The organism is Aliiroseovarius halocynthiae, assembly GCF_007004645.1.
Classification (GTDB): domain Bacteria; phylum Pseudomonadota; class Alphaproteobacteria; order Rhodobacterales; family Rhodobacteraceae; genus Aliiroseovarius; species Aliiroseovarius halocynthiae.
The window spans coordinates 736,568-752,931 of sequence record NZ_ML660019.1; the positions used below are offsets into that span (position 1 = coordinate 736,568).

16 protein-coding genes, 1 tRNA gene and 1 pseudogene are annotated in these 16,364 nt (G+C 59.5%); 2 read left to right on the forward strand and 16 right to left on the reverse strand.

Translation table 11 applies throughout. The features are described 5' to 3' along the window. Nucleotides 1–50 precede the first annotated feature (50 nt). From FIL88_RS03725 to FIL88_RS03800, 16 genes are all read right to left on the reverse strand, one after another. Nucleotides 51–848 carry a PaaX family transcriptional regulator gene (locus FIL88_RS03725; RefSeq protein WP_142852456.1) on the reverse strand — a complete coding sequence of 266 codons (798 nt, stop codon included), beginning with the start codon at nt 846–848 and terminating at the stop codon, nt 51–53. 4 nt (nt 849–852) lie between these two features. Beyond that, entirely contained in the window at nt 853–2,880 is a 2,028-nt protein-coding gene (paaZ, locus tag FIL88_RS03730) for a phenylacetic acid degradation bifunctional protein PaaZ (RefSeq protein ID WP_142852457.1), read from the reverse strand. Between the two features lie 36 nt (nt 2,881–2,916). After that, nucleotides 2,917–3,675 carry a Phenylacetic acid catabolic protein gene (locus tag FIL88_RS03735; protein ID WP_142852458.1) on the reverse strand — a complete coding sequence of 253 codons (759 nt, stop codon included), beginning with the start codon at nt 3,673–3,675 and terminating at the stop codon, nt 2,917–2,919. A gap of 11 nt (nt 3,676–3,686) precedes the next feature. Next, nucleotides 3,687–4,751 (reverse strand): 2Fe-2S iron-sulfur cluster-binding protein, encoded by a 1,065-nt coding sequence (locus tag FIL88_RS03740; protein ID WP_142852459.1) that lies wholly within the window; start codon nt 4,749–4,751, stop codon nt 3,687–3,689. 9 nt (nt 4,752–4,760) lie between these two features. Continuing rightward, nucleotides 4,761–5,222, reverse strand: a complete 462-nt coding sequence (gene paaD, locus FIL88_RS03745) for a 1,2-phenylacetyl-CoA epoxidase subunit PaaD (RefSeq protein WP_142852460.1) — start codon at nt 5,220–5,222, stop codon at nt 4,761–4,763. 1 nt (nt 5,223) lies between these two features. Beyond that, complete coding sequence (paaC, locus tag FIL88_RS03750; protein ID WP_142852461.1) at nt 5,224–5,985, reverse strand: 1,2-phenylacetyl-CoA epoxidase subunit PaaC; 762 nt, start codon at nt 5,983–5,985, stop codon at nt 5,224–5,226. Then, nucleotides 5,985–6,269 (reverse strand): 1,2-phenylacetyl-CoA epoxidase subunit PaaB, encoded by a 285-nt coding sequence (gene paaB, locus FIL88_RS03755; RefSeq protein ID WP_142852462.1) that lies wholly within the window; start codon nt 6,267–6,269, stop codon nt 5,985–5,987. Before paaB ends, paaC begins: the two co-directional genes overlap by 1 nt. 11 nt (nt 6,270–6,280) lie before the next feature. Next, complete coding sequence (paaA, locus tag FIL88_RS03760) at nt 6,281–7,273, reverse strand: 1,2-phenylacetyl-CoA epoxidase subunit PaaA (protein WP_142852463.1); 993 nt, start codon at nt 7,271–7,273, stop codon at nt 6,281–6,283. Between the two features lie 2 nt (nt 7,274–7,275). Continuing rightward, nucleotides 7,276–8,478, reverse strand: coding sequence for a 3-oxoadipyl-CoA thiolase (gene pcaF, locus FIL88_RS03765; protein ID WP_142852464.1), 1,203 nt, complete (start codon nt 8,476–8,478; stop codon nt 7,276–7,278). Between the two features lie 177 nt (nt 8,479–8,655). Then, on the reverse strand, nt 8,656–9,591 hold the full coding sequence (locus FIL88_RS03770) for an AEC family transporter (protein ID WP_142852465.1): 936 nt from the start codon (nt 9,589–9,591) through the stop codon (nt 8,656–8,658). Beyond that, complete coding sequence (locus FIL88_RS03775) at nt 9,588–10,403, reverse strand: MBL fold metallo-hydrolase (protein WP_142852466.1); 816 nt, start codon at nt 10,401–10,403, stop codon at nt 9,588–9,590. Before FIL88_RS03775 ends, FIL88_RS03770 begins: the two co-directional genes overlap by 4 nt. Then, nucleotides 10,400–11,203, reverse strand: coding sequence for a TatD family hydrolase (locus tag FIL88_RS03780; protein WP_142852467.1), 804 nt, complete (start codon nt 11,201–11,203; stop codon nt 10,400–10,402). Before FIL88_RS03780 ends, FIL88_RS03775 begins: the two co-directional genes overlap by 4 nt. A gap of 16 nt (nt 11,204–11,219) precedes the next feature. After that, nucleotides 11,220–12,347, reverse strand: a complete 1,128-nt coding sequence (locus tag FIL88_RS03785) for a DNA polymerase III subunit delta' (protein WP_142852468.1) — start codon at nt 12,345–12,347, stop codon at nt 11,220–11,222. Beyond that, nucleotides 12,344–12,973, reverse strand: a complete 630-nt coding sequence (gene tmk, locus FIL88_RS03790; RefSeq protein ID WP_142852469.1) for a dTMP kinase — start codon at nt 12,971–12,973, stop codon at nt 12,344–12,346. Before tmk ends, FIL88_RS03785 begins: the two co-directional genes overlap by 4 nt. 6 nt (nt 12,974–12,979) lie before the next feature. Further along, a complete protein-coding gene (locus tag FIL88_RS03795) occupies nt 12,980–14,179 on the reverse strand; it encodes a D-alanyl-D-alanine carboxypeptidase family protein (RefSeq protein ID WP_142852470.1) in 1,200 nt (399 codons plus the stop codon). Nucleotides 14,180–14,243: 64 nt separating this feature from the next. Beyond that, a complete protein-coding gene (locus tag FIL88_RS03800; RefSeq protein ID WP_142852471.1) occupies nt 14,244–15,143 on the reverse strand; it encodes an SPOR domain-containing protein in 900 nt (299 codons plus the stop codon). Between the two features lie 198 nt (nt 15,144–15,341). Between FIL88_RS03800 and FIL88_RS03805 the strand changes: the two genes are divergently transcribed. Beyond that, a tRNA-Ser gene (locus tag FIL88_RS03805) sits at nt 15,342–15,431 on the forward strand. 317 nt (nt 15,432–15,748) lie between these two features. Continuing rightward, nucleotides 15,749–16,125 (forward strand): annotated as a pseudogene (locus FIL88_RS03810) (IS3 family transposase); the annotation flags it as partial. Between the last annotated feature and the right edge of the window lie 239 nt (nt 16,126–16,364).

Below are 16,364 nucleotides of genomic sequence, written 5' to 3' on the forward strand. Positions count from 1 at the left end.
AAAGCTGCATGAAAAGAACAGGGCCCCGAGCATAACGCGCGGGGTCTTTTTTACGTCTCGGTTAGTGCATCGATCTGGACTGGTCCAAGTGTCGTCAGGATCGATTGCAGATCCGCGCGCACTTGAAGCTCGGGGCACAGCGCTTCGACGGGAAGGTCCGGCAGGCGCAGGGCAATTCGCCGCCATTCGTGCAGTAAAACCAAGCGGAGGGCGGTGCGGTCTAGGACGGGTAACCTGGGCAGTGTGCCTTGGTTTAGTCGTGAAATTGCAATTTGCAACTGTGCGATATCATTGCGCAACTTTGCAGGGGCCAGCCGTTGCGTGACCCAATCTGGCAGACGCATCTGCGAGTCTGATAGGTGCAGCGCATCGCCTATGGTTTGCGGCGCTTTCTCGCCAAGGAAAACGCCGGGCAGCACCTCGCTAAAGCCCTCGGCAATCAGGGCAACGAAACGCCCATCATCTTCGGTGTGTGGGGGCAGGGCGACCAAGTGCCAGCGATCCGGGGCTGTACGGGCAGGGCCGTAGATGCGGTCGGCGACGGATCGGGTTTGACCTAAACCGTTTTCAGACAAGCGATATACCGATCGCCGTCCATGTCGAGTGCTGTCAATCCAGCCATCTTTGCGCAGGCGGTGCAATGCGACGCGGGTGGCTTCGGGGCGGATCCCAATCGCGGACATGATCTTTCCCAACGCCTGACCGGAAACGCCTGGCGCATTTGCATCCGGCGTTCCCGTCATCGTCAGATCCCCCATCAACGTGATGATCACCGACCACACGCGCAGATCGCTGCTGTCGCGCAAAAGCGCCAGCGTGTCTGTCAGCGGGTCAGTGTGGGGCATCATGTCCTCAATAGGCGTTCATCGTCAGCAATTCGTACTCGGCGACCAGATCGTCATCCTGATTGGTCAGGGTGACATGCCAGCGCACTTCGCCGTATTCGTCGGTCCTGCGGGTTTTGGCCTTCACGGTCAAGCGCACTTTCATGCTGTCCCCGGCCTCGACCGGCTTCATGAAGCGCAGGTTGTCAAGGCCGGTGTTGGCCAGAACAGGGCCTTCGTTGGGTTCGACAAACAGACCAGCGGCGAAGGACAGCAGCAGATAGCCATGTGCCACGCGTTCCGGGAAGAACGGGTTCCGTTTCGCGGCTTCGCTGTCCATATGCGCATAGAATGTGTCACCGGTGAAGTGGGCGAACTTCTCGATATCCGCCAAAGTGACTTTGCGCGATTTGGTGTGCAGCGTCTCACCGATCGACAGCTCGCCATATTTGCGGGTGAACGGGTGGGCCGGGCCGGTGATCTCGGTGGATCCGGGCACCCAGCGCCCACAGATCGAGGTCAGGATGTCCGGGCTGCCCTGAATGGCGGTGCGCTGCATATAGTGCAACACGCCACGCACGCCGCCCATTTCCTCGCCGCCGCCAGCACGACCGGGGCCGCCATGCACCATGTGGGGCAGGGGCGATCCGTGGCCGGTCGATTCCTTCATCGAGGTGGCGTTGTTGAAGTAAAGCCGCCCGTGGAAGGCACCCGCGCCCATGGCCACGTCGCGGGCCACGTCGCCAGATCCGGTGATGACCGAGGCGACCAACGAGCCTTCGCCCTTGTTCGCAAGTTCGATCGCATGGGCGATGTCGCGGTAACCCATGATGGTCGAGACGGGGCCGAACGCCTCGCATTCGTGTACGATGGTCGCGGTGTCTGGGGTTTCGCAATGGAACAGCATTGGCTTCACGAAGGCGCCCGCATCCACGTCCCCAGCGAAGTCATTGTCGTCCGGGTTGCCGTAGACCAGCTTGCTTTCCGACCCGATGGCCGCTGCTTTTTCCAGCACGTCGACTTTCTGCCCAGCCGAGACCAGAGCGCCCATGCGCACACCGTCCGCGCGCGGGTCACCGATCACGGTTTTGTCCAGACGGGCCGACAGCGCCTCGATTACATTCTGGACCTGATCTTCTGGCGCGATGATACGGCGGATGGCAGTACATTTCTGACCGGCCTTCGTCGTCATCTCGCGGTGTACTTCTTTGATGAAGAGGTCAAATTCCGCGGTGCTGGGTGTGACGTCCGGGCCCAAAATTGACGCGTTCAGACTGTCCTGTTCGGCGACAAAGCGGACCGAGTTTTTCAGGATGTTCGGGTTCGATCGCAGCATCGACGCGGTCTGAGCAGACCCAGTGAAGCTGACGATATCCTGCGGACCCAGACGGTCCAAAAGGTCGCCCGTGCCACCGGAAATCAGCTGCAATGCGCCCTCGGGCAGGATGCCGCTGTCCAACATGATGCGCACGGCGGCTTCGGTCACATAGGACGTTGCCGTCGCGGGCTTCACGATGGCAGGCACACCGGCCAGAAGCGTCGGGGCCAGCTTTTCCAGCATGCCCCAGACCGGGAAGTTGAACGCGTTGATGTGGACGGCCACGCCCTGCAGCGGGGTCGCGATGTGCATGCCAAGGAAGGTGCCGTTGCGCGACAGCTGCTCGATCTCGCCATCGATATAGACTTTACCGTCCGGCATCTCGCGACGGCCTTTTGAGGCGAAGACGAACACGGTGCCCACACCGCCATCGATGTCGATCATGTGGTCCGATTGCGTGGCCCCAGTGTCGAAGCTGAGGTCGTAAAGCTCTTGTTTGTGCTGACCCAATTCCATTGCCAGTGCTTTCAGCATCTTGGCACGGTCATGAAAGCCCATCTCGCGCAGGGCAGGGCCGCCTTTATCACGCGCATAGTCGATCATCGCCTGCATATCCAGATCGGCGCCACCTGCTTCAGCAAGCGGCAGCCCGGTGATGGCCGAGGCGATGGGGCGGGCATTTGCGCCCGGTGCGATCCATTGACCAGCCGCGAAGCTGGAGACTTTCATCAGGGTCATGCTCTGTCCTCTGTTCGTATTCGGGTGGGCGGGCGCTTACGGCGCGCTCAGCCCCAGTTTGTCCAAGGTGGTGGCTGCCGCCGCTTCCCATTCCTCGCGCAGTTCCGCGTTGGTGGAATGGCGTAGGCCGAAGGCTTGCAGCTGGCTGGCGCGGGTCGACACATCATTGCCGAAGCTTGCCGCCACACGGGGCCACCAATAGTCGACGCTGGCTTGCAGGTCGGCTTTGTTGGTGCCGGTTTCGACCAACCGTTCAATGCCTTCGGCGGCCAGTTCGGCGTGACGAGCTTCGACCGGGCTGACAGCGCGGAAGGCTTCGGCCAATGGGGCATAAGAGACGCGCTTGAACTCGCTCATCTGCACGCCCACGGCCAGACCCATCAGAAGGTTCATGACCACGGCATCCGACCAGCCCTGCATCGGGTAGTTGAAGACCGACAGGCGCATATCCGTGTCGGTGCGCGAGGTGCCGATATCGGCGTCACGTTCCAGACGATCGGTCCACGGATGGTGGTTGGCGTAACGCGCGGTGTTGGCGCCGAAATCGCCCATGATCGACAGAACCTTGTCGGCATTGTCGGTCTTTTCCAGCACGATCTTGGCCGCCGCGATGCGCTCTTTGATGCCCGGGCCATCATTGATGATGTCGGCAAAGCCTGCAGCCCCTGCCAGCGCGCTGTCCACAAAGGTGGCCATCAGACGCATCAGCTCGGCGCGATAACGCGCGGGGACGTTTTCGGGGTTGGTCAGGACACCGCCCTGCGCCAGATAATCGGTGATGCTCATCTCTGACATGGGGGGGCTCCTTATTGATCGAAATCGACGACGACTTTGCCCGAGCGGACATAGGATTGGCAGGAAAGGACATAGCCTTTCTCGACCTCGTAATCTTCCAGCGCGTGGTTGGTGATCATGTCCACGTCGCCTTCCAGAACCTTACAGCGGCAGGTCGAACAAACGCCGGCCTTACAGGCGTATGGCGCGTCCATGTCGTTGGCCAAAGCCGCGTCCAGGATCGACGTTTCGCCGTCCATTGTGATGGTGCGGCTGGCGCCGTCCATGGCGATCACAGCCTCGATGCCATCACCGCTCGCCGCTGTTTTGCTGGCGGCTTTTTTGGCCGCGCGGCCCGGCTGGCTTGATGCAAACAGTTCAAACTTGATCTGCGCATCGTCCAACCCGTGATCGCGCAGCGCCTTGGCGATCCCCAACATCATCGGCTCGGGACCACAGATGAACGCTGTGTCGACGGATTTGATGTCGATCCAGTTCTTGAACAGAGCGGCACATTTCGCCTCGTCCACCAGACCGGTGAACAGGTCAATCTCCTGCGCGTCGCTTTCAAGGATATGGATCACGTTGAAGCGGCCCAAATAGCGGTTCTTCAGGTCTTCCAGTTCCTCGCGGAACATGATCGTGGTCACGGCCTTATTGGCGTAGACCAGTGTGAATTCAGACTGCGGCTCGCGTGCCAGCGTGGTCTTGATGATCGACAGAACCGGCGTAATGCCCGACCCACCGGCAAAGCCCAGATAGTGGCGGTTGGTGGCCGCATCCAAGGGCACGTGGAAGTTGCCCATGGGGGGCATGGCTTCGATCATCGCGCCTTGGGCCAGCTCTTCATTGGCCCAAGTCGAAAACGCACCGCCGTCGACACGTTTGATGCCCACCTGCAGCTTGCCATCATCCAGACCCGAACAGATCGAGTAGGAGCGGCGCAGTTCTTGCCCGTCAAAGTCGCGACGGAAGGTGATGTATTGGCCTTGGGTGAAGTCAAAGGCCTCGGGGTCGTCAGGCGTGAGCGTCACCACCACCGCATCGCGGATGGTTTTCTGAATGTCGGTCACGGTAAGGCTGTAGAAGCGCGCCATGGGTGTCTCCTAGATGCACTTGAAGTAATCAAAGGGTTCAAGGCAGTCGCGGCATCGCCAGAGCGCCTTGCATGGGGTCGAGCCGAATTGGCTGGTGCGTTCCAGATCGTGGCCGCCGCAATTGGGGCAGCGATCGGGTTCACCTTTGGGCGAGGGCGGGGCGATGCCGTATTCTTCAAGCTTCGCTTTGCCCTTCTCCGTCAGCCAATCGGTGGTCCACGGAGGGGACAGTTGCTGTGTCAGGGTCAGCTTTTCGATCCCGCGGTCGCGCAACGCGGTTTCGATGTCGATGTTGATGATCGAGGTGGCCGGGCAGCCGGAATAGGTGGGGGTGACGGCGACATTCAGCATGTCGCCTTCCCACCGAACATCCCGGATGATGCCCAGATCAACTAACGAGATCACGGGGATCTCGGGGTCGGGCACCTGATCCAGCCAATCCCAGATCGTATCAACAGTCGGCTGATCCATCTTACCAGGTCGCGCCCGGATAGGCGCGCTGCAACCATTGCATGCTGGTCAGAAGGTGGCCCAGATGCTCGGTGTGCATATACCCGGTGCGTCCGCCTTTGTGGTGGAACACGTCGGTGGGCACCGTCAGCGTGGCTTGGTTCAGAACTTTGCCAACGAAGGCGTCATATTCTTCGCGCAACCCAGCCGGATCCGGCGCGATGCCAGCTGCGACCATGGCTGCGTCGACCTCGTCGCCGTCAAACATCTCGCCCACATAGGGCCAAAGGTAATCAAGTGCTGCCTGCATCCGCTTGTGGCTTTCCTCGGTGCCATCACCCAGTCCGACCACCGTGTCGCCGGAGCGTTCCACGTGATAGGCCACTTCTTTGGACGCCTTGGCCGCGATCTCGGCGACGCGGGCGTCGGAGGAGGTCATCAAACGGCCCAGCATGATCGAGGACCACGCGTCATAAAGGAACTGACGCATCAGGGTCTGGCCGAAATCGCCATTTGGCAGTTCGACCAACAACACGTTGCGGAAATCCCAGGCGTCGCGCAGGAAAGCCAGATCGTCCGCTGAACGGGCTTTGCCTTCAACTTCGCCTGCAAGACCCAGCCAGAACTGTGTCTGGCCGATCAAGTCCAACGCGGTGTTTGCCAGCGCGATGTCTTCCTCTAACACTGGCGACAGTCCGCACCATTCGCTAACGCGGTGGCCAAGGATCAGGCTGTTGTCGCCCATCCTCAGCAGGAATTCGAAAAGAGCTTTTTGGTCTGCCATCACATGTGCCCCACTTCGTCAGGAATGTCGAAGAAGGTCGGGTGACGATAAACCTTCGAGTTCGAGGGCTCGTACAGCGGACCTTTTTCTTCCGGGGAAGAGGCGGCGATGTGTTGGGCTTCGACCACCCAAAGCGACACGCCTTCGTTGCGGCGGGTATAGACATCGCGCGCGTTCTTGATCGCCATTTCAGCGTCAGGCGCGTGCAGGCTGCCCACGTGACGGTGGCTCAGACCATGCTGGCCGCGGATGAATACTTCCCAAAGGGGCCATTCTTTCGACATGTGATCTCTCCTTATTCGGCGGCTGTACGTGCTGCGGATTTCTTGCGGCCATGGGCCAGAAGACCGTCGCGCACCCATGCGCCGTCTTCCCAAGCGTTTACACGTGCTTCCATGCGTTCGACGTTGCAGGGGCCTTTGCCCTTGATGACGTTGAAGAACTCGGCCCAATCTGGTTCCGAGAAATCGTGGGCGCCACGTTCCTCGTTCCATTTCAGGTTTTCGTCCGGAATGGTCAGGCCAAGGTATTTCGCCTGCGGAACGGTCTGGTCAACAAAGCGCTGACGCAGTTCGTCATTGGTGTCGATCTTGATCTTCCAAGCCAGCGACTGTGCCGAATGCACACTGTCTTTGTCTGATGGGCCGAACATCATCAGGGACGGATACCAGAAGCGGTTCAGCGCATCCTGTGCCATACGGCGCTGCGCTTCACTGCCTTCGGCCATCTTCATCATGATGTCGTAGCCTTGGCGCTGGTGGAAGCTTTCTTCCTTACAGATGCGGATCATCGCGCGCGAATACGGCCCATAGGATGTCCGCTGCAGTGGAACCTGGTTCATGATCGCCGCGCCATCAACCAGCCAGCCAACCGCGCCGATATCGGCCCAGTTCAGCGTGGGGTAGTTGAAGATCGACGAATACTTCATGCGGCCGGACAGCAGTTCCTCGGTCAGCTCATCGCGGCTGACACCCAGCGTTTCGGCAGCGCAATAGAGGTACAGCCCGTGGCCAGCCTCGTCCTGTACTTTCGCCAGCAGGATCGCCTTGCGCTCTAACGTGGGCGCGCGGGTGATCCAGTTGCCTTCCGGCAGCTGGCCAACGATTTCCGAGTGCGCGTGCTGACCGATCTGACGGATCAGCGTGGCGCGATAGTCGTCCGGCATCCAATCCTTGGGTTCGATCTTTTCATCGCGGTCCACGCGATCTTGAAAATTCCGTTCCTCGTCAGACATTTCCTCGCGGGTCTTCACGCCAGTGCCTGCGGTTTTCACCAATTGAGCATACATGGTCAGATCCTTTCCAGAATAAGGGCAACACCCTGTCCGACACCCACGCACATGGTGCACAGCGCATAGCGCCCACCTGTGCGTTGAAGTTGATACGCGGCGGTCAGCACAAGGCGCGCGCCGGACATGCCCAGCGGGTGGCCCAGTGCAATTGCACCGCCGTTCGGGTTCACGCGCGGATCATCATCCGCGACACCCAGTTCGCGCAGCGTGGCAAGCCCTTGGCTTGCGAACGCTTCGTTCAGTTCTATCACATCGATCTGGTCGATGGTCAGCCCGGCTTTGTCCAGCGCTTTGCGGCTGGCGGGGACGGGGCCGATGCCCATGACGCGGGGCGCAACACCTGCTGCCTGCATGGCGACCACGCGGGCCATCGGTTTCAGGTTGTTGGCGTTTGCGGCCGCTTCCGAGGCAATCAACATCGCGGCCGCGCCATCGTTCACGCCCGAGGCATTGCCTGCGGTAACCGTCAGATCTGGGCCGTTCACGCCGCGCAGGCCAGACAACTTCTCAGCCGAGGTGCCGGGGCGGGGGTGTTCATCGGTGTCGACCACAACCGGATCGCCTTTGCGCTGCGGGATGGTCACCGGAATGATCTCGTCTGCAAACATGCCAGCCTTATGCGCGGCGGCCCAGCGGGCTTGGCTGCGGGCGGCAAACGCGTCTTGGTCTTCGCGACTGACATTATAGTCCTCGGCCACATTGTCTGCAGTTTGCGGCATTGAATGGGTGCCGTGCAGCTTATCCATTTTCGGGTTCACGAAGCGCCAGCCGATGGTGGTGTCATAGACTGCGTTGGCGCGTGTGAATGCGTTGGTGGCTTTCGGCATCACGAAGGGCGCGCGGCTCATGCTTTCGACACCGCCTGCGATGCAGAGGTCATAGTCGCCTGCCTTGATCCCACGCGCGGCCATGCCGACCGCATCCATGCCCGAGGCACACAGGCGGTTAATCGTGGTGCCCGGAACCTCGACCGGCAGACCCGCCAGAAGGGCCGCCATACGCGCCACGTTGCGGTTGTCTTCGCCTGCCTGGTTGGCCGAGCCATAGATCACGTCATCAATCGACGCCCAGTCCACATCGGGGTTACGCTCTTTCAAAGCGGCGATGGGAAGTGCTGCAAGGTCGTCAGCGCGAACACTGGACAGTGCTCCGCCATATCGACCGATCGGGGTACGCACTGCGTCGCAGATGAAAGCTTCCATATATCCCTCCTGGAAGGTCCAAGCGCAGCACAGGAAGAAAGAGCGGCGGCTTGGAGTATTGCTGACCGTTTGGTCGAATATAGATGGAATTGCGATTCGTCACAATAGATATGTTACGAGAAGTGCATCTCGCGGCTCTATTCGTAACAATACCTAGGAAAGCGGCGGTTTGGGCGGTCAGGAAGCGCCCAAAAGGGTAAGCCAACCCCAAACGGTGAAAATGGACAGCGCTGTGCCAACCAGAACCGTCGTGGCCGCGACACGTTTGCCCACGCCATAGAGGTTTGCAAAGACATATGCGTTGATGCCCGGCGCGCTGGCGGCGGTCAGGATGGCGGACCGAAAGGCATCTGTTTCCAGCGAGAATGCGCTGCCTAACCCCCACGTAATCGCAGGATGCACGACGAGCGAGACGAGGCACAGGAACGCCACAATTTTCAAATCACCCTCGGGGCGATACAGGTACAATACGCCTCCCAATGCAAACAGTGCAGTCGGCAACGCGGCGCGCCCCACAAGGGACAGGGCCTCGACCAAAACGCCGGGCAGGGGCAGGCCGGTCAGGTTCACGACAAAGCCTGCTGCGATGGCCAGTACCAGAATATTTCGTGACATCGCGCGCCCGATCTGGCGCAAAGTTTGCAATGGACCAGCCCCTTGCGCGCGTGCGATCTCCATCGCGGTGATGCCGACGGCATAACAAAACGGTGCGTGGATCGCGATGATAGCATAGTTTCCAGCCAAGGCGTCAGGACCGAAGGCGCGTTCGGTGATGGGCAGGCCCAGCAGAAGCGAGTTCGAGAACAGCGAAACAAATCCGATCGCTACCGCATCCGTCCAAGGACGTCCAAACAGGAACCGCGCGGCCAAGAGGCCAGCAAAGAACCCCGCCAAGGCGCCTGTATAGAAACTAAGAAGTAGCGGTGCGTTGAATTCGGCCTTCAAATCCAGACGGGCAATGGCCAGAAACAATAAACAAGGGATGGCAACGCTTTGCGCGAATGTCATCAACCCGTCAATTGCGCCGTCAGACAGGATATTGCGCCATCGCACGGCATAGCCAAACCCGACCACTAAAAAAACCGGTAGAATGATGTCGATCAGTGCATTCATGGATGCTGAATGGGTAAAACCATCCCGTCAAAGGCTGCGATGACATTTCCGGGGGTCTCGGCCTCGACTGTCGCATGGTCCAGATCGATATGCATGTTGGTCAGGACACCTTGCTTGGCCCCGGTTTGGGAAATCCAGTGGAGCGCATCATCCAGACTGAAATGGGTCGGGTGGGGCGTGCGGCGCAGGGCGTCGATGACAAAAGTCTCAAGCCCTTGCAGGATGTGGGTCACATCTTCAGGGATTGCACTGACATCAGGCAAATAGGCCAGATCGCCGATGCGGAACCCAAGCGAGTCCATGTTGCCGTGGCGCACCTTGAACGGGGTCAGTCGGATTCCGCCGCCTGCGCCCCCGATCACCACGTCGCTGTTGATGGTGTGTAAGTCCAGAATGGGCGGATAGCTTGACCCTTCGGGCTGCACAAATGCATAGCCAAAGCGCGACATCAGTGCGGTTTGCGTGGGGCTGTCGGCCCAGACGGGAACGCGCTTGCGCATGTTATAGACGATCATCCGCAGGTCATCGATGCCATGCATGTGGTCGGCGTGGCTGTGGGTATAGACCACCGCGTCCAGCGCGCCGACGTCCGCATCCAGCAGCTGGCTGCGCATGTCAGGCGAGGTATCGATCAGCACGCGGGTCACGCCACCATCGTCGCCAACGCGCGTCACCAGCGCAGAACAGCGTGTGCGGCGGTTCTTAGGGTTGCCGGGATCGCAATCGCCCCAGTTGCCGCCCAAACGCGGCACTCCTCCCGAGGATCCGCATCCAAGGATGGTGAAATGAGTTCCGGGTGACAGCGCATTCATGCAGGAACCTCATAGGCGGCGGCCTTGGCGAAAAGCTGTTCGAAATTCGCTTCGGTCTGGGCTGCGAAGTCTTCGTAGCTCAGGCCATAAAGTTCGGCCCCGACTTTGGCCGTGTGTACCGTGAAAGCGGGCTCGTTGCGTTTCCCGCGATGCGGTGGAGGGGCAAGATAGGGGGCGTCGGTCTCGACCAGAATGCGGTCCACGGGGGCGGCGGCGAAGATATCACGCACCACTTTGCTGCGCGGGAAGGCGGCGATGCCGGACATGGACAGGTAAAAGCCCAGATCCAGCGCGGCCTGTGCCAGTTCAGGGCCAGAACTGAAGCAATGCATCACGCAGTCAAACGCGCCCTTGGCGTGTTCCTCGGTCAGGATGCGCGCCATGTCGTCATCGGCATCGCGCGAGTGAATTATCAGCGGTAGGCCCGTTTGGCGCGCAGCTTCGATGTGAACCAAAAGGCTTTCGATCTGTACGTCGCGGCTTTCGGCGGTGTAGTGATAGTCGAGCCCAGTTTCCCCGATGCCCACGAATTTGGGGTGGGCGGCAAGGGCCACCAGTTCCTCGACCGAGACCATGGGTTCGGACGCCACGCTCATCGGGTGTGTGGCGGCGGCAAAGAAGATGGGCGCATGCGCTTCGGCAATGGGCTGCACCTGCGCCAGATTGGCCATCCTGGTGCAGATCGTGACCATTCGGGCGACGCCAGCTTCGGCGGCGTTGGCGATGACCTCATCCAGACGGCCTTCGAAATCGGGGAAATCCAGATGGCAATGGCTGTCGGTAATCTTGGGCGTGCTCATCGGGGGCGTCCTTGCCTCAGGCGGCCAGCTTTCCGGCCGTATCGTTGATCCTGAAAACCATATCAAGGATGAGCGCAGCAGGGTCAAGGTTCACGGCACGCCCATGTCCTGCACGGGCCGACAATTCTTGTTGCAGACTGGCCCAAGCACGAGCGGCGTGCGGGTTGGGCGACAAACGCGCCAGACATGCTGCTTCGCCCGGAGCGGCTTCAGCTGCCGGGTGGAAGCCCGCCCCATGACGCGCCAATCGCGCCAGAAAGAGGTCAAACAATTGCAAGATCAGCGCGAACCGGTCGGCATTTGCCTTGCCCACGGCGCTTTCCGCCAGTTTCAACGCACGTGGCCGGTCGAAGTCGCGGGACTGAAAGATCTGCACCAGGTCTGCATAGGTGCCCAGACCATTCAGGTGCAAAAGGCGCAGCGCGTCACCTGCCGATCCCGCGGCCAGTTCGTTCAAGCGCAAAACCTCATCCGCCGAGGGTGTTTCCTCTAACCCAGCCATGACTTGTGACAGCGCGTCTGGGGCCAAGGGTGGCAAGCGCAGCTCGCGACAGCGCGAACGGATGGTGGGCAGAAGCCGCGAGGGTTGGTGGCTGATCAACAGCAGCACCGCGCCCTCGGGTGGTTCTTCCAGCAGTTTCAGAAGCGCGTTGGCGGCGTTTGTGTTCATCTCGTCGGCGACATCGACGATGACCACGCGACGCCCGCCACCTGCCGAGGACAGGGCAAAGAAGCTTTTCAGCTTCCGCACCTCGTCCACGGTGATCTCGTTCTTCAGGCGCTTTGCCTTCTCGTCCCACGGACGGCGCAGCAGGAACAGGCCCGGTTCGGACAGGGCGGCGATGCGATGTGCGACTGGGTGGTCGGGTGAAATGTCGAGCGTGTCCGGGGCAGGGGCCGCGAACATACCGCCGTCATCCGCGGGTGTCGCCAGCAGGAACCGCGCGATGCGCCAAGCAAGCGTCGCTTTGCCCACGCCGCGCGGGCCAGATATCAGCCAGCCGTGGTGCATCCGGTCTGAATTAAACGCAGTCAGAAAAGACTGCTCGGCCGCATCCTGTCCGATCAGGCGAACGGCTTCACGCGGATGTGGCGCGCCTTCAATCTTGTCAGGCTGCGGGATGTCATCTTGGGCGGAGCTCATGCGTGGGCCTTGATGTCAGCCAGCGCGCTGGCCAGCACATCAGCGGCCACAGTGCTGATGTCGCGCGTGCCATCAATCACGCGGAAACGTTCGGGGTGGCCTTTTGCCAATCCCAGAAATCCCGCACGCATCTTGTGTTGCAACTCGGCCCCGAAATCTTCGAACCGTTCTTCGGTGCCACCACGGCCCTTTGCGCGGGCGTGGCCCAGATCTGGGTCCATGTCGATCAGGAATGTCACGTCGGGCTCGCGCCCGATCATCAGATCATGCAAGGCATCCACCTGCGCGCGCTTGTCACCGGATCGTGTGCCTTGATACATGCGGGTGCTGTCGGCGAAACGGTCGGTGATGACAATTTTGCCTTCGGCCAAGGCTGGGTCGATCAGGCGTTCCAGATGGTCACGACGCGCTGCTGTGAACAGTAAAAGTTCGGTTTCCGCCGACCAGCGATCGGGGTCGCCTTCCAATACAAGGGCGCGGATTTCTTCAGCCCCAGCTGAACCGCCGGGCTCGCGCGTCAAAACCACGTCGTGGCCCGCATCGCGCAGCGCATCCGCCAGCAGACGGGCCTGCGTGGACTTGCCCGAGCCGTCGATGCCCTCGAAACTGATGAAAACTCCGCTCATGCCAGATTAATTCGTGGCGGTCGTCGCACCGGGTTCGACGGGCAGAGGCGGTGCATCATTGCCCATCAGATGTGCCAGAAGCTTGGTAGCAGCAGTGGTCAGGCGTGTCGTATAGCCCGCATTTCCCACCCCCCGTTCGGCGTAAAGGGGAATGACCGTGTCGCTCAGCCCGTCACGGCTGATCACCATCTGCGCCAGTTCTTGACCCTGTGCGATCGGGGCCGGGATCGGGCCGGTCCAGTTGATCGTAGCGCTAATTCCGTCACGCTGACCTGCCGGGATCAATAGGTTTACATCCTCGGCTGGAACCAGCCCTACAGTTTCACTGGACCCCAACCAGACAGGAGCTTCTGCAACGCGTTGACCTGCTTTGACGGTGGTTTTCATCGTGAACTGACGGAAGGCCCAGTTCACGATGGCCTCGGCCTCTTCGGCGCGTTCTTTTTCAGATCCCATTCCCGAGATCACGAAGACGATGCGACGATCACCTTGGCGTGCTGATCCGACCAATCCATAACCAGCTTCTTGTGTGTGGCCCGTTTTCAGACCATCAGCCCCAATCCCGAGGCGTAGCAGAGGGTTGCGATTGAAGCGGTTGTCGGGCGCGCGGTCCTTATAGTGATACTCAGTCTGCGCGAAGTAGCGGTAGTAGTCAGGGAAATCGACAATCAGGTGGCGTGCCAACAGGGCCAGATCCTTCATTGACATGCGCTGCATTGGATGCGGCCAGCCCGAGGCATTTGCGAAAGTTGATTGCCTAAGGCCCAAGGCGCTTGCACGATCTGTCATCATACGCGCAAATGCTTCTTCCGTACCTGCGAGCCCCTCAGCTACGGCAACGCAGGCGTCATTTCCAGACTGCACGATGATCCCCTGGATCAAATCCTCGACAGTTGGGCGATCACCTTGAGTCAAAAACATGGTCGATCCGCCCATATTTGCAGCGCGATCCGACACTCCAAAGGGGGTCGACAACGTCACGCGGCCATCTGCCAGCGCTTCAAACAGCATGTTTACTGTCATCAGCTTGGACATCGACGCAGGGGGCAGGGGAACTTCTGCGTTCTTCTCTAAAAGGACTGTTCCGGTGGTCACGTCCAGCACGTAGGCCGATGTTGCCCTTGTGTCGAAAGCGCGTGCCGGCAAGGCGGCAACAAAAAACAAGGCTATGAGGGCAGAAATGCACAAGGTCAGGCGGTGCAACATGATCAGGTGGTGTCCTTACTATTGGTCGAGCGGGGCAGTAACGCCCCGCGTCGGATCTTCTGTCTTATCTGCCGACGTAATAAGCGTCAGCAAAGCCAAGCCCTTTGATTTTCTTCAGCATTGCGGCGCGTTCTGATGTGTTTGCCGCCGGACCTGCCAGCACGCGCCAGAAGTTTTTCCCCTTCGACGACCCAGGCTTGATACTTGCCGTCAAACCAGCCCCACGCAGCGATTGCGCCGAGTTCTTGGCGTTCTGCTCGAGTGAGAAAATACCGATCTGGATATAGGGTTTGGACAGGCTGTTTGCCGGCGTCGGAGCGGCCGGCTTTTCGGCTATAGCTGCCGCCGCAGCCGGCTTTGCAGTAGGTTTTGGTGCTGATTTTGCAGGGCCTCGCCGAGCAGTTTTTTCGGTGCGGTCAAGAGCCGCTTCCGCGGCAGCAATGGGGTCGTCCAATGTGGTTTGCGAAATCTCTTCCGGTGCGTCCAGTGCCGGTTCGACTTCTGGAGCTGGCTCGACTGGGATCTCTTCTTTGCGCAAGGCCGTAACGCTTAATTCGGACGGAGCGCCGGCCAGAAGGCCCAGCTCGACCGCCGCGTCAGACGAGACCTGTAGGCGTGGACCCGGGATGTCGCGCTCACGGCGGAACAAGGCGCCTACCACGAATTTGCCGTTCTCAGTGTTGCGAATAATGACGCGTTCCGGATCTTTCGCAGTTGGATGTGCCACCCAAACCCCGCCAAGGCTGGGACGTCCGTCCCACAGGCCTTTGGCGGTTATCTGAAACACGTCGGGCGCTTCGACGTCACGCTCTTTGACGGCACCTGGCGCTGCTGCTGCCCTTGCGCTGTCCTTTCCATTCTTGGAATTTTTCATAAAGCCGGGAAGGTTGGTGTCGTCGCACGCTGCAACAAGCAAAGCACCTCCGAGTGCTATCGCCACTTTAAAGGTGGTCTTTATCGACATATCACGCCCCTAGTATCTCTGATTTCGGGATCAGTTGATCCACACTGCTCATTCTGGGTGCTGCCCAGATTTGATGGCACTCTAAACACAACATACGCGCGAGAAAAGAGTGGCATTAACTTCCCCGACGTATAAGCACCTTCCTGCGTGAATTCTGCACTTTCAGAATCGCAAAAGCCAAGATAAACCCAGCCAGACGGAGAAGTGGCAGAGTGGTCGAATGCGGCGGTCTTGAAAACCGTTGAGCGTGAAAGCGTTCCGTGGGTTCGAATCCCACCTTCTCCGCCAAAGACTTGTCCATTAAGTATTTGACAAATAACGGAATTATAAATTCCGTTCCGCCAATCTCTCCGAAATTGATACACATTTTGACGCGCATTTTGATACACGACATCGCTGATGTTTTTGATTGCAACATTCGCTTGTGGCGATTCTGAAACGTGGGCGGTACTACCACCTGAAACGGCGCTTTCCCGCTCGATATGCGAAAATTGATAAGCGCTCGTTCGTATATATGAGCCTTCACACAAACAGAGTGTGAAATAGCCCCCATCAGGTGGCCCACCAACTGGGATAGATTTATCTCGTAACTTTGAGGATCAGAGATGGCAGGAAAACGAGAGAAACCCGAAGAGATTGTATCGAAGCTTCGGCGAGTGGAAGTGTTGCAAGGACAAGGAGCGACTGTCGCCGGGACGGTGCGCCAGATCGGAGTGACCCAGCAAACGTTCTATGATGGCGGGATGCAGCGGTCACAACTCGTCCGTTTGGAAGCGCTTGAGAAAGAGAACCAGCGGCTGCGGCGGGCGGTGTCTGATTTGACCCTGAATAAGCGCATCCTGAGCGAAGCAGCAAAGGGAAACTTCTAAGCCCTTCACGTCGTCGCAAGTACTTTGATCATGTGCGGCAGGAGCTTGATGTATCCGAGCGCCGCGCCTGCCGCACGCTTGGTCAGCATCGCTCGACACAGCGCAAGGTGCCGCAATGCCGGATCGGCAATCTATCTGGGAACCGGGGATCAGGAGCTTTCAAAAAAGTTGAACCCCAAGCGGATCAAGGCTGGCTGAAAAATTCAGGGTCCTGCCGCGCCACGCGGTTGTGGCCAGTGGGCTCGAGCGAGATCACTCGCAGTGAATGGCCGGTTTGAGCCGCAATTCTCGCCCATCTCGGTATCAGAATCTTTGCGATCACACTTCGTGATCTCAAACCACGTTCCACCCA

Excerpts from the sequence above, each read along its gene's own strand:
- FIL88_RS03725 (WP_142852456.1), bottom strand. The coding sequence starts at position 848 with ATGATGCCCCACACTGACCCGCTGACAGACACGCTGGCGCTTTTGCGC.
- paaZ (WP_142852457.1), bottom strand. The coding sequence starts at position 2,880 with ATGACCCTGATGAAAGTCTCCAGCTTCGCGGCTGGTCAATGGATCGCA.
- FIL88_RS03735 (WP_142852458.1), bottom strand. The coding sequence starts at position 3,675 with ATGTCAGAGATGAGCATCACCGATTATCTGGCGCAGGGCGGTGTCCTG.
- FIL88_RS03740 (WP_142852459.1), bottom strand. The coding sequence starts at position 4,751 with ATGGCGCGCTTCTACAGCCTTACCGTGACCGACATTCAGAAAACCATC.
- paaD (WP_142852460.1), bottom strand. The coding sequence starts at position 5,222 with ATGGATCAGCCGACTGTTGATACGATCTGGGATTGGCTGGATCAGGTG.
- paaC (WP_142852461.1), bottom strand. The coding sequence starts at position 5,985 with ATGGCAGACCAAAAAGCTCTTTTCGAATTCCTGCTGAGGATGGGCGAC.
- paaB (WP_142852462.1), bottom strand. The coding sequence starts at position 6,269 with ATGTCGAAAGAATGGCCCCTTTGGGAAGTATTCATCCGCGGCCAGCAT.
- paaA (WP_142852463.1), bottom strand. The coding sequence starts at position 7,273 with ATGTATGCTCAATTGGTGAAAACCGCAGGCACTGGCGTGAAGACCCGC.
- pcaF (WP_142852464.1), bottom strand. The coding sequence starts at position 8,478 with ATGGAAGCTTTCATCTGCGACGCAGTGCGTACCCCGATCGGTCGATAT.
- FIL88_RS03770 (WP_142852465.1), bottom strand. The coding sequence starts at position 9,591 with ATGAATGCACTGATCGACATCATTCTACCGGTTTTTTTAGTGGTCGGG.
- FIL88_RS03775 (WP_142852466.1), bottom strand. The coding sequence starts at position 10,403 with ATGAATGCGCTGTCACCCGGAACTCATTTCACCATCCTTGGATGCGGA.
- FIL88_RS03780 (WP_142852467.1), bottom strand. The coding sequence starts at position 11,203 with ATGAGCACGCCCAAGATTACCGACAGCCATTGCCATCTGGATTTCCCC.
- FIL88_RS03785 (WP_142852468.1), bottom strand. The coding sequence starts at position 12,347 with ATGAGCTCCGCCCAAGATGACATCCCGCAGCCTGACAAGATTGAAGGC.
- tmk (WP_142852469.1), bottom strand. The coding sequence starts at position 12,973 with ATGAGCGGAGTTTTCATCAGTTTCGAGGGCATCGACGGCTCGGGCAAG.
- FIL88_RS03795 (WP_142852470.1), bottom strand. The coding sequence starts at position 14,179 with ATGTTGCACCGCCTGACCTTGTGCATTTCTGCCCTCATAGCCTTGTTT.
- FIL88_RS03800 (WP_142852471.1), bottom strand. The coding sequence starts at position 15,143 with ATGTCGATAAAGACCACCTTTAAAGTGGCGATAGCACTCGGAGGTGCT.